General features: G+C 40.2%; 9 protein-coding genes and 1 pseudogene. 5 read left to right on the top strand and 5 right to left on the bottom strand.

The genetic code is table 11. The features are described 5' to 3' along the window. Positions 1-232: 232 nt before the first annotated feature. Positions 233-1,873 (top strand): annotated as a pseudogene (locus tag M2470_RS15850) (FAD-dependent oxidoreductase); the annotation flags it as partial. A gap of 25 nt (positions 1,874-1,898) precedes the next feature. Here M2470_RS15850 and M2470_RS15845 read toward each other — a convergent pair. The 5 genes from M2470_RS15845 to M2470_RS15825 form a co-directional block, all read right to left on the bottom strand. Next, positions 1,899-2,906 carry an inorganic phosphate transporter gene (locus M2470_RS15845; RefSeq protein WP_280745981.1) on the bottom strand — a complete coding sequence of 336 codons (1,008 nt, stop codon included), beginning with the start codon at positions 2,904-2,906 and terminating at the stop codon, positions 1,899-1,901. 10 nt (positions 2,907-2,916) lie between these two features. After that, positions 2,917-3,561, bottom strand: a complete 645-nt coding sequence (locus M2470_RS15840; RefSeq protein WP_280745980.1) for a DUF47 family protein — start codon at positions 3,559-3,561, stop codon at positions 2,917-2,919. A gap of 31 nt (positions 3,562-3,592) precedes the next feature. After that, positions 3,593-4,885, bottom strand: a complete 1,293-nt coding sequence (locus M2470_RS15835) for a DUF3472 domain-containing protein (RefSeq protein ID WP_280745979.1) — start codon at positions 4,883-4,885, stop codon at positions 3,593-3,595. Then, positions 4,885-6,156 carry a serine--tRNA ligase gene (serS, locus tag M2470_RS15830; protein WP_280745978.1) on the bottom strand — a complete coding sequence of 424 codons (1,272 nt, stop codon included), beginning with the start codon at positions 6,154-6,156 and terminating at the stop codon, positions 4,885-4,887. Before serS ends, M2470_RS15835 begins: the two co-directional genes overlap by 1 nt. Before the next feature lie 87 nt (positions 6,157-6,243). Beyond that, on the bottom strand, positions 6,244-6,765 hold the full coding sequence (locus M2470_RS15825) for an NlpC/P60 family protein (protein WP_280745977.1): 522 nt from the start codon (positions 6,763-6,765) through the stop codon (positions 6,244-6,246). Positions 6,766-7,354: 589 nt separating this feature from the next. Between M2470_RS15825 and M2470_RS15820 the strand changes: the two genes are divergently transcribed. The 4 genes from M2470_RS15820 to M2470_RS15805 are packed head-to-tail and all read left to right on the top strand — an operon-like array spanning position 7,355 to position 12,281. Beyond that, a complete protein-coding gene (locus M2470_RS15820) occupies positions 7,355-8,008 on the top strand; it encodes a DUF3575 domain-containing protein (RefSeq protein WP_280745976.1) in 654 nt (217 codons plus the stop codon). Between the two features lie 9 nt (positions 8,009-8,017). Beyond that, positions 8,018-9,469, top strand: coding sequence for a DUF3868 domain-containing protein (locus M2470_RS15815; RefSeq protein WP_280745975.1), 1,452 nt, complete (start codon positions 8,018-8,020; stop codon positions 9,467-9,469). A 14-nt stretch (positions 9,470-9,483) separates the two neighbouring features. After that, the gene (locus M2470_RS15810) at positions 9,484-10,566 is read left to right on the top strand and encodes a FimB/Mfa2 family fimbrial subunit (protein WP_280745974.1); all 1,083 of its coding nucleotides are present in this window, start codon (positions 9,484-9,486) and stop codon (positions 10,564-10,566) included. A gap of 50 nt (positions 10,567-10,616) precedes the next feature. After that, positions 10,617-12,281 (top strand): Mfa1 family fimbria major subunit, encoded by a 1,665-nt coding sequence (locus tag M2470_RS15805; RefSeq protein WP_280745973.1) that lies wholly within the window; start codon positions 10,617-10,619, stop codon positions 12,279-12,281. Positions 12,282-12,381: the final 100 nt, after the last annotated feature.

Here is a 12,381-nt window from a genome sequence, read left to right as displayed (position 1 = left end):
TAAAGATACTAATTCTTGCAGATATAAACAAGAAATAATCAAACTAATATATTGTCAATCAAATAAATGAAATGCTTTTAAGGATAGACTAATTATATTGTGCTTTTCACTTGAAAGAAATGAACTCCCAAACTAGCGTCTATCAGTCGATTGAAATTATTTTCCACCAGAAACTATTTTTAATCGATAATTGTTTATACATTTGTACAAAACAGCTAAAAATAGATAGAACATGAAATACTTGATTATCGGAGGAGTTGCCGGAGGTGCAACCATAACCGCCCGTTTGAGAAGGCTAGACGAAAAAGCAGAAATCATACTTTTCGAAAGAGGAGAATATGTGTCATACGCAAATTGCGGATTACCTTATTATATTGGAGATATCATTACCGATCGGGACAAACTGTTTGTTCAGACGGCAGAAGGCTTTACCCAACGCTTTCGTGTAGACATCCGTACCCGGCAGGAAGTAATTGCCATTCATCCGGAAACGAAACAGGTGGAAGTGAAGAATCTGGCAACAGGCGAAACCTACCTGCAAAGTTATGATAAATTGGCGCTCTCGCCCGGAGCAGAGCCCTTACGCCCCAATATACAAGGCATAAACAGCAAGAAGATTTTTACCCTACGAAACGTACCCGACACAGATGCAATCAAGCAATACACCCTACAGGAAAAGCCCCGGCATGCCGTAGTAGTGGGAGGCGGATTCATCGGTTTGGAGATGGCAGAAAACCTTCATGCACTGGGTATAACAGTGGCTGTCGTAGAAATGGCAAACCAGGTAATGGCGCCCCTTGACTACTCCATGGCAGCCATCGTACACCAGCATTTGAACGACAAAAACGTAGAGCTGATACTGGAAGATGGCGTCAAACACTTTGAAGAAAACGGAAAAGGGATACGCGTTCATCTGCAAAGTGGGAAGATAATAGAAACCGACATGGTACTGCTCAGCATCGGTGTGCGGGCTGAAACGAAACTGGCCAAAGAGGCAGGCCTCAGTATCGGAGCTTTAGGCGGAATTAGTGTAAACAAATATATGCAAACATCTGATCCTTCGATATATGCCCTGGGAGATGCAACAGAGGTTACTCACTTGGTTACCGGAAAAGCAGCCTTAATTCCACTGGCCGGACCGGCAAACAAGCAAGGCCGTATCGTTGCCGACAATATGGTGTTCGGCAATAAGGAAACATATGAAGGCTCCATAGGTAACTCGATCGCTAAGATATTCGACTTGACGGTAGCTGCAGCCGGTGCAAATGCCAAGTTGCTGAAACGGGAAGGCATCCCTTATCTGTCGTCTTTTACCCATTCGGCTTCGCACGCAGGGTATTATCCGGGAGCTGTTTCACTATCTATTAAGGTATTGTTTTCTCCTGAAAACGGACAAGTATTCGGAGCCCAAGTCGTTGGTTTTGACGGAGTAGACAAACGAGTCGAAATGCTGGGACAAGTCATTCAGCGGAAAGGGACAATCAACGACCTGATCACATTGGAACAGGCCTATGCTCCTCCCTACTCTTCTGCTAAAGATCCGGTTAATATGGCAGGTTATGTGGCCAATAACATCCTGACAGGCAAAGTAAAAACAATCCATTGGCGCGAAATAGCCGATTTAGGTAATGAAACCATATTGGTAGACGTACGTACAGAAGAAGAATACAGGCTGGGAACATTACCCGGAGCCATCAACATCCCGGTAGATGAGCTGCGGGAACGATTAGGCGAACTACCGAAAGACAAGCCTATCATTGTATCTTGTGCTGTGGGACTTCGCGGATACCTGGCATATCGTATCCTCACACAGAACGGATTTACAGACGTTCGTAACCTCTCCGGTGGTTACAAAACCTGGCATGCGGCATCAATCAAAGCAGATAAAATGCTATACACTAAGCCATGCCGATAACAAAAACAATAAGTACATAAACCAGCATTGCCATAACGGCACTGACAGGTATAGTCAATATCCAGGCGACAAGTAAGTCTTTTGTTACTCCCCAGCGAACGGCTGAAAGTCGCTTAACAGCTCCCACTCCGATGATGGATCCGGTAATGGTATGCGTAGTACTTACCGGAATCTTCAGGATTTCAGTAATAAAAAGGGTTATAGCACCGGATGTCTCGGCTACAACACCCTCTAATGCTGTTACTTTGGTTATCCTTGTTCCCATTGTCTTTACGATCCGCCAGCCTCCCGACATGGTACCCATAGCTATCATACTGAAACAAGCCAATGGTACCCAGTTGGGGATATTTCCTATATCGGTTATTTCTCCTGCAGCAAAAAGAGCAGCAGCAATGATCCCCATTACCTTTTGAGAGTCGTTAAGTCCATGTCCTACACTGAATAGAGCCGAAGAGAGTAATTGCAAACGCCGGAACCAGCTTTCTGCCTTATGAGGCTTTGCCTTTCGCCAACAATACAAAGTAAAGTAAGTTAGTACCACGGCAATAAGCATACCGATTAGCGGAGCCAGAAAAATAAAGGCTGCAATTTTCAGAATAACAAGTCCTTCAATAGATCCGAAACCGGCACTGGCAATAGCAGCTCCGGCAAATCCACCAATCAAGGTATGAGAAGAAGATGAAGGAATACCTAGCCACCAGGTAACCAAATTCCAGATGATAGCAGCGATCAAGCCGGATAAGATAACAGGCAACGTTATGAATTGCGGCAATACAGTTTTAGCAACAGTATTGGCGATTCCAAATTCCCCGATAATATATTTGGCAATAAAGAAAGCTACGAAGTTAAAGAATGCAGCCCATATAACAGCCTGAAAAGGCGTTAACACTTTGGTAGAAACAATGGTTGCTATAGAATTGGCGGCATCGTGAAAGCCATTAATAAAATCAAAAATTAAAGCCAACGCAATAACGATTATTAACAGAGTCATCTTTTGTTGATTATGAATACTTGATAATAACCGTTTTAATTATCTTTCCTACAGCTTCACAAGCATCTGTAGCCCTTTCAAGTTCATGAAGAATATCTTTCAACTTTATAACCTCAATCGCATCCTTTTCTTCCGAGAATAATACAATCAGGAAATCCTCATATACATCATCTGCTTTCTTCTCCAGTACATTCATTTGCACGCAATATTCCTTAATCTTTTCAGGCCTTTTCTTGAATGAATCAAGTTCGTCTATAGCCAGATTAAGGAAACCAACTGATTCACGCAACAATACAGCCAGATTGCTTGCATTTTCAGGAATCCTTTTGGGGTTATACAGCATAATACGTTTAGAACAGCTGGTCATCAAATCCATAATATCGTCCATTTTGGAAGATAAATTATTGATATCCTCCCTGTCAAAAGGCGTTATAAATGTATTATTCAGCTCCTCAAAGATTTCTCCTTGTACTGCATCTGCCTGATGTTCCAACTCTTTGATTTTCTTATAATAAGAAACGGCCTCATCATGAGTGGCGATTTTAACGCATTCAAGCATCAAGTCGGATGCTGTAATAATTAAATCCCCCATTTTTTGGAGCAACAAAAAGAATTTGTTTTCCTTTGGTTTTAATTTGTCGATTAAGCTATTCATATACGCGTATTTAGTGGTTCCTTATTTGAATTTATGGTAATTTATCTATTTCTATTTTAGGCAAATTGTTTCTTATTGGCCGTGTAAAAATACTATTTAGATCTGTATTTTCATTAAAGAAACCACCATTTTTCAGAAAAAAAGAATCACCATTGACTCCCCCTGCATAATCCATGCGAACTTGCGATTTAGCCGTTGCATCATACGTAAAGGTACCTTCAATCAGTTCCTGCCATTCTCCTTTTGATGTCCGAGCCCACTGGTTCTTAAAACAAACCGAACGAAAATAATAGCCTTGCTCCGGAATAAAATTTTCCAGAAAGGAATGTGCCCTCGTATACCATGTGTTTGTTTGCGGACGAAGAAAACCGGCAATCAGTTTCCATTCCTCAGTTTCGGGAGCAAAAAACCAGGTATAGTATTGTGTATTTCCTTTTTCGTCTGGACATACACGGGTAAGGAAACGATAGGTCTCACCTGCTTTCCACGGAAAAACAAGATAGCTCTGTCCACCCGATCCTTCACTTCCGAACTCTCCCGCAAAAACGTTGTCTCCTTTAGCTAACAACTGAATACGTTGATTTTCGGGTATTTCAGATGGATTATCTGTTTCATAAGGACTCCAGACTGAAAAAAGGATACGCCGCTCGGTTTCACTGTTTACCTGTATGCCGCAATATCCTTCACCAAAGCCGTTTACCATGAAATAACTCCCTACTACATCTTCGCCTTCCGGAACAAATACTTCATTATAAAAGTATTCCACATCTGTATCAGGCAAAGCATAATTCATATGTACGGAAGGGCCTCGCAAAGCCCAATAGGTCTCAAAATCATGTACATAATAAAGCGGCTTTTGAGCCGCTTCACCATCAATAAGTAGTTCGGAAATAGAAGGAAATTGATGTCCTTCTTTCTTGATCCCTTTCATGTCTACACGTACATATCCGGCTTCGTTGAGCGTTACTTTACCAACAGAAATAATGGTTTCCTCTTCTTCTTTTACTTGCACGGAGAATGTTTGTCCATTGCAAGATACACTCAGTTCGGAAACACCATCTATCGCTTTTGCCTTTAAGAATAGTAATAAGTCGCCAGCATGGCTAACTTTAAACCAAGAAGACAAAACGGCTTCTTCGCCTGTCCAGCGAACAATTCCTTCGGTAGAAACAAAGGCATCACCTTTACCACCGGTCACATACGTATTCCCTGCTATGGGAACAGATACGGCATTTTCAGAAAGTTCCAATTTCTCAAAATGCTTACAACTAAAAAAAAGAAAAACGCAGGCTATTACAGCAATACTAATTTTCAATAAATTCATTATTTAATTACATTAAATCCGGTATAAGGAATCAAGGCTTTGGGTATTTGGATTCCGTCCGGGGTTTGGTTATTCTCTAAAAGCGCCGCAACAATGCGGGGCAATGCCAAAGCACTCCCGTTCAGGGTATGGCATAATTGTATCTTTTTATTTTCGTCGCGATAACGACATTTCAAACGGTTAGCTTGATAGCTTTCAAAATTAGATACGGAGCTTACTTCCAGCCAGCGCTTCTGAGCAGCCGAGTAGACTTCAAAATCAAAGGTAAGAGCCGAAGTAAAGCTCATATCTCCACCACACAAACGCAGGATTCGCCATGGAAGTTCCAGTTTATCAACCAGCGTTTGTACATAATTAACCATCTCTTCCAAAGACTGATAAGAATGTTCCGGTTTATCAATACGTACGATCTCTACTTTATCGAATTGGTGCAAACGGTTCAATCCACGCACATCCTTGCCGTAGGAGCCGGCTTCACGACGGAAACAAGCAGAGTAGGCTGTATTCTTTACCGGAAGATCTGTTTCGTTCAAGATAACATCCCGATATATATTGGTTACAGGTATTTCGGCTGTGGGGATCAGATACAGATCATCGAGCGTAGCATGGTACATTTGGCCTTCTTTGTCGGGCAAATTTCCGGTACCATAAGCGGAATCAGTATTTACCACATAAGGGGGTTGAACCTCCAGATAGCCGGCTTCGCGAGCATTGTCCAAGAAGAAATTAATCAAGGCGCGCTGCAAACGGCAGCCATATCCTTTATAAACAGGAAAACCTGCTCCGGTAATCTTCACTCCCAGTTCAAAGTCTATCAGGTCATACTTTTTAGCTAAATCCCAATGAGGAAGGGCTCCTTCATACAATTCGGGAATAACTCCACCTTCTCTTTCTACTATATTATCTTCTGCTACTCTGCCTTCCGGGACAGCATCTGCCGGAAGATTTGGGATTAACACCAAGAGTTCATGTATTTCTTTTTCTGCCTTTTCCTTTGTTTCGTCAAGGGTTTTATTCCCTTCTTTCATCTCTGCCACCTGGGTACGGGCAGCCTCGGCTTCTTCTTTTTTACCTTCCTTCATAAACTGGCCTATCGTTTTCGACAGACGGTTTACCTCAGCCAAGTTGGCATCCAATAGCTGTTGGGTTTCTCTACGGGTTTTATCTAAATCAATAATCCGGGAGATTATATCTTTTGCATCGAAATGCTTTTTGGCTAATTTACGGATTACTTCTTCTTTACTTTCTGTGATAACTTTGAGCGTTAACATACCTAATCTATGTTTAATTAAGGCTGCAAAGGTAAGTAAACTTAGGAAAATAACATACGTTACAAATAAAGAAAAAAACGGATTGTTTTATTTTACCTTTCCACCGGTAAGCCAGTAACGTGTATAATATTTATCGTTCAGACTACTTACAACAACACCCGAAGAAGAACTGGCATGCATAAAATACTGATTCTTCAGATAAATGCCTACATGGTTCGGTGTCTTTTTCTGACCTCTTCCTATCTTAAAAAACACAAGATCACCTTCCTGTAGGCTTCCACGCTTAACCTTCCGGCAATTCTTTTTCAATATGTCAGCCGAGGAACGTGCCAGCTTTTTATTATATACTTTATTATATACCTGCACCACCAAACCAGAACAATCCACTCCTTTTTTAGTATTCCCACCGTTACGGTGTGGCACCCCTTTCCATGAAGCCAGTTCTGTATATAAATGTAAGTTGTCCTTGTTTGTTACCCGAAAACCAAACTCTTTTGACAAATCATTCGGCGAACGGGCTCCTACCGGAACCTGTTTCTTTGCACCACAAGAGGTAAACAGAAAGACTATAAACAACAGAATTATAATTGATATCTGATTAATTTTCATCAGTTTGTTTATTTTAGAATAAGCAAACATAAGAAAATAAATTTGAAGTTACAATCTGCTGATTTGTTAATTGTGACTTCGTGTCTAATTATATATTTTGTAAAAATATTAACAAACCCATTGCTTTTTACACTATTTTAGAATAAAACCCAAAATAGTCCTAGATAGAACATATTTTAACATCCCTCACTAATCAGTATTAAACATAATTCAATAAAGCTATAAAAAAAGCACCTTTAATTGCACAATTATCGAAAAATGTATTACATTTGCGGAATTTTATGAAATAGATATAAGTAAACGTTTTTAATTATGCAACAGATATAAGAAATCCTAATCATATTGAATAAGAAAACGAATATATAATATAAAATAATTGCCAAATCTTATCTAATTTATAAAACAGCGGTTTTATATTAAACTTCAAATTACCCTTTTGAACTTTAATAGATAAGTTTTGTTATAATCACGGATAGAAATAAGAAGACATAAGGAAATAATCCACCCTTTGTCAAACAGATACACTAACCCATCGTTTATGAGTTATCAAAGTAGTCTAAAATTAGTCATAAAAAAACGATCCGTTCTCATGAGAGTCGGAATTATTTGCCTGGCTTTAGTTGTTTCTCTTACCAACAAGCTAAGCGCACAGGAAAACCCAACACTATTATCTACTCAGAATATACAGCTAATAGGTAATAAGACTGTGCAGGTTCCTCATATCATCAATCCTCCTTCATCGGTTGCTTTGAAAATTAATTTGTTATATGCTGCAACGCTAACACCTAATCTTGCTCTTGAGATTGGACTTAGTAAAAAGACTTCACTTGAATTGGGTGGCGGATATAACTTCTACGATCCCGACAATCAGAAACACTGGAAGCATTGGCTTGTTCAACCGGAGTTTCGTTATTGGTTCTGTGAACGCTTTAACGGGAGTTACCTCGGAGTACATGCCTTAGGTGGAGAATATAATTTCTCAAAAATCAATTTGCCGCTAAGTGTTTTCGACGATTTAGATGAGAATCGCTATGAAGGTCATTTTTACGGAGGAGGACTTGTATTCGGACATCAGTGGATACTTAGCAAACGCTGGAATTTTGAATTATCCTTAGGAGCCGGCTATGTGCGGGTACATTACGATAAATATCCTTGCGCCTCATGTGGAGGTTCTATTGAAAACGGCGTTAAAAACTATTTCGGCCCAACAAAAGCTACTATTTCATTCCTGTTATTTCTATAAACATCAATCATGAAAAAAGTATACTCTATACTCATATTACTTAGTATGGTATTGTCTGCAACGGCAGGAAGTATCAATTATCCCGAAAAGATAACGTACTCGTTCAAAGCCGAACGAGTGGGAAATTCACTCCATATCGATATAGATGTCCTCTTAGGCGAGTCCCGGATTCCGGCACAAGGAATGCTTGTACTTACTCCGGCTATAATAACAAAAGATCAAGCGGTATATCATCTGCCACCGGCTGTGGTTGCAGGTTCTAAACGTTATAAAGCAATCGAACGGCTTCTGGCTTACGACAATCCTGTATTCGAGCAAACACCACAAGTGCTGGTAAAAAGGAAACATAGTTCTTCACAGACATTAAAGCTCTCTTATTCTATTCCCTATGAAGAATGGGCTGAAGGTGCCGATATGTACATTTACGGAGATGCCAGCGGATGTGCTGATTGTGGAAATGTTCAGGATAAAAAACTGGTTAAGAACGACATCATACCATCAAAGCCTTCTGTATTCATGCCGGAATACCATGTTTCTTACATCGTACCCGAAGCAGAGATTAAAGAACGTAGCGAAACATTTGTTGCACGTATAAACTATGTAGTAAACCGTTATGAACTGTTACCCGACTTCAAGAACAATGCATCTGTATTGAGAGAGGTAGATGCACTTGTCAAGGAGCTGCAAAACGATCCGGACTTAACCATCACACGTCATACGGTAACAGGGTATTCTTCTCCCGAAGGTAATTTTAACGGGAATCTTACCCTTTCACAGAATCGTGCAAAATCGTTCATGACTTATCTGCAACAAAGATACAATTGGAATACAGCAAATATAAGCTACGAAGGTAAAGGCGAAGACTGGGATGGATTGGAAGCTATTTTAAATACATCAACAATTCCTTATCGCAACGAAATTATATCAATTATAGACAATACACCTGATATTACCCGCCGCAAACGTGCACTTGAGTCTTTCAATGGTGGAAATGTATATAAGATGTTACTAAACGAGGTATACCCTTCACTACGCCGTAACGAATTTAAAGTTTCATACATTGCCCGTGCGTTCAATGTAGACGAAGCAAGAAGGATGATCCGTACGCGTCCTCAACTGCTTAACCTGAACGAAATGTTCCTGGTAGCCAACAGCTATCCCAAAGACAGTAAAGAGTTCAAAGAAGTATTTGATGTAGCTGTTCGTATGTTCCCCGACAATCACATCAGTAAGGTAAACGCGGCTGCTACAGACATCGAAGCCGGATCTGCAGAACGTGCAATCGAACACCTATCCGGAATAGACATACCCGAAGCATGGAATAACCTGGGGGTAGCCTATGCCCAGCGGGGGGATTTCAAACGTGCGCGCAAATACTTCCAGCAGGCTATTCAGGCAAAAAATGCCGATGCGTCGCACAATCTTGATCAATTAAACAAAAAAGAACAATCTCAAAGATGATAAACATAAGAACAATGATAAAGAATATACGAACATTGTTTCTCCCTATACTTACAGGAATGCTATTATTCGGTTCTTCATGCGTGAAAGACGGAGCAATGCCCTGTCCCAACTACTTGAAGATTGTGTATGACTACAACATAGAGTATGTTGATCAGTTCCACCGCCAGGTTACTTCTTTAAGCATCTTTATGTTTGATGCGGAAACAGGTGTATTGGTAAGGGAAGTTAAAGATACTCAACATCCGTTCCCGGAAAACTACACAATAGCAGTTCCCGATGAATGGCTCGGGCAAAACTATACGATTGTCGTATGGGCAGGGCTCGACGCAGACTCGTACGAATTTCCTACTCTGACACCAGGCAGTTCAACCCTCAGTGATTTTCAACTCAAGGTTAAAGACTACGAAAACCGGATAGTAAGTCGTAACTCAGAACTAGAGCCACTTTGGCACGGCATGTTGTCTGATGTAACATTTTCCGACATGGAAGAAAAGACCTATACGGTATCGCTTATGAAAGATACCAAGAAGTTCAGACTTGTTATACAGAGCCAAAACGACAGTATTCCTATCAATGTAAAAAACCTTGATATTCGTATACTATCTGCTGATGGCTGGTATGATAATGAGAATACCGTACTTGACCCGGCAGACCGTAGGATATCATACTTCCCCTATTATACAGCAAACGATGCGGAAGTAGGTGCTATTGCCGAAATGAACTCGCTCCGTTTAATGAATGATGGGCGTGTGAATATTTTACGTATAAGCGATAAAAAGACAGGTAAAATAATCCTTGAAATACCATTGATTAAATACCTGAACGCTCTCCGCATGCTGCAATATTCAAACATACAGCTTCAGGAATACCTCGACCGTGAAGATGAATATTACATTCTGATATTCCTCACTTTCATTAAAGATGATGGAGATCCTACGGACCCAACTGATCCGACAGACCCAACTGACCCTACGGATCCAACTGACCCAACCGATCCGACTGATCCGACTGATCCAGACCCGGAAGGTCACTGGGTATCTGTTCAGGTCTCTATCAATGATTGGATTATTCGTTTCCAGGATATTGATCAATAAAGATTTTAGAATTAAATACGATAATATATACTTTAATAATTAATTGTTTTATGAAGAAAAATTATTTCAAGAGAATAGCTTGGGCTACTTTGGTAGCCGGATTAGTGTTTACTTCCTGTTCGGATAATCTTCCTGATGGAGGTGAAGATAAAGGTAAGACAGAAGGTGAAATGGGTTACATCTCCCTTGCTCTGATCAACAGCAGTGTTCGTGGCGTAACAAAAGCTGAAGGAGATACTCACTACGGTACAGCTGATGAAAACAAGGTTAATTCTGCGATTATTGTTTTATATGATGGTGATGATCCTAACAGTAAAGTTAAGTACCAGATTCTATTGGATCAAATAGGTACTCCAATTGCACCAGGTGGCGATATGCACAGTATTTCGCCGGGAGCTAATGCTACAACCTATAGAACAAAAGCAAAAGAAGTTGTAAAAGCTAATTATAAATTAGCTGTATTTATTAATCCTCCCGCAGATTTGACAACTGCTACAGCTGTAGATGCAGTATTAAGCATTATGACTACTGCTGCTACAGTTACAGTTGATGATATTACTGGTGCTGCAAACAGAAACAACTTCCTGATGAGTAACTTTGCAGGATTAATAGATGTGAAAGAAAGTGATATTTACGATACTGCAGATAAAGCAGAAGCTGCCCCAGTCAAATTAAACGTTGAACGTGCAGTTGCTAAAGTAACCATGAATGCAGCTGCCGATATAACGACTAATACAACACTAGACGCAAATATTGGCGAGATTAAATGGGATGTTGATGTTGTCAACAAAAAAACATTCTGGATGAGAAATCCGATTGGTATGCTTGACGAGTCAAGTATTTCGTCAGGGTCTGTAACCGACACAATCCCAGAAGTAGCGACTGCTGCGAATCGTATATATATGTATGCCAAAGACCCAAACTGGGACGATGTCAGCCATAGTCGCAATGCAAGCAGTACTTTTACACTTTCAAATGAGTTTAATTACAAATCAGGAACTGCTGTTCTTTCCTATGAGCCTACAACAAACACGACTTATCCTGATCCTGTCAATAAGGATACTTATGCCTATGTAACGGAAAATACAATGGATGCAAAAGATCAATGGGAAGATGTAACTACCTGTGTGCTAATTTCTGCAGTCATTACTCCCAAAACAACGTTCTTTAAAAAGAATTTAACTGCAGGTGATCCATATTTCTTATACCGCAATATGGCATTCACTCTTGTAGATATACAGGAGATATATGCTGCAGCCGGCGAGCCTACAACAAAAATTACTAATGCTAACAACGCTGAATGGAAGGACCTTATCCAGTTGTCCGAAAATGCCGGAATCATTGCTCTACCTACTATTTTAGTAAATATGGCTACCGACTTTAGTAATTACACATCTGCTCCAACCGCTTCAAAAGACATTACCAATAATGGAGCTACCGTACGCTTTTTTGCTAAAGATGCACCGAACTATTATTATGTACCTATTCGTCACTTTAGCAATGACCTTCAAGATCAAAATATGGCATACGGTCGTTATGGTGTTGTTCGCAACAACTGGTATAATCTGTCACTAAACAGTATCAAGAATTATGGAACAGCAGAAATACCTGAACCAAAAGACAGACCAGATCCGGATGATAAAGATGAATCATGGTTATCTGTTGAGTTTACTATCCTTCCATGGTTAGAACGTAATCAGGGAATAGATCTCTAAGTAATTATATGCATTTATTACAGGAAGTAAAAATAGCATGCGTACTTTTTGCAAATCGCATGCGTGCAATTGTAAAAACGCACGCATGTGATCGGTAAAA

This window comes from Parabacteroides sp. PH5-46 (genome assembly GCF_029892785.1).
In the GTDB taxonomy this organism is placed as follows: Bacteria; Bacteroidota; Bacteroidia; order Bacteroidales; family Tannerellaceae; genus DFXE01.
This window is presented reverse-complemented; position numbering and strand designations above follow the sequence as displayed.

Bases quoted from the DNA above. Each gene is read 5' to 3' on its own strand.
- M2470_RS15820 (WP_280745976.1), top strand. From the start codon at position 7,355: ATGAGAGTCGGAATTATTTGCCTGGCTTTAGTTGTTTCTCTTACCAAC.
- M2470_RS15840 (WP_280745980.1), bottom strand. From the start codon at position 3,561: ATGAATAGCTTAATCGACAAATTAAAACCAAAGGAAAACAAATTCTTT.
- M2470_RS15810 (WP_280745974.1), top strand. From the start codon at position 9,484: ATGATAAAGAATATACGAACATTGTTTCTCCCTATACTTACAGGAATG.
- serS (WP_280745978.1), bottom strand. From the start codon at position 6,156: ATGTTAACGCTCAAAGTTATCACAGAAAGTAAAGAAGAAGTAATCCGT.
- M2470_RS15825 (WP_280745977.1), bottom strand. From the start codon at position 6,765: ATGAAAATTAATCAGATATCAATTATAATTCTGTTGTTTATAGTCTTT.
- M2470_RS15845 (WP_280745981.1), bottom strand. From the start codon at position 2,906: ATGACTCTGTTAATAATCGTTATTGCGTTGGCTTTAATTTTTGATTTT.
- M2470_RS15835 (WP_280745979.1), bottom strand. From the start codon at position 4,885: ATGAATTTATTGAAAATTAGTATTGCTGTAATAGCCTGCGTTTTTCTT.
- M2470_RS15805 (WP_280745973.1), top strand. From the start codon at position 10,617: ATGAAGAAAAATTATTTCAAGAGAATAGCTTGGGCTACTTTGGTAGCC.
- M2470_RS15815 (WP_280745975.1), top strand. From the start codon at position 8,018: ATGAAAAAAGTATACTCTATACTCATATTACTTAGTATGGTATTGTCT.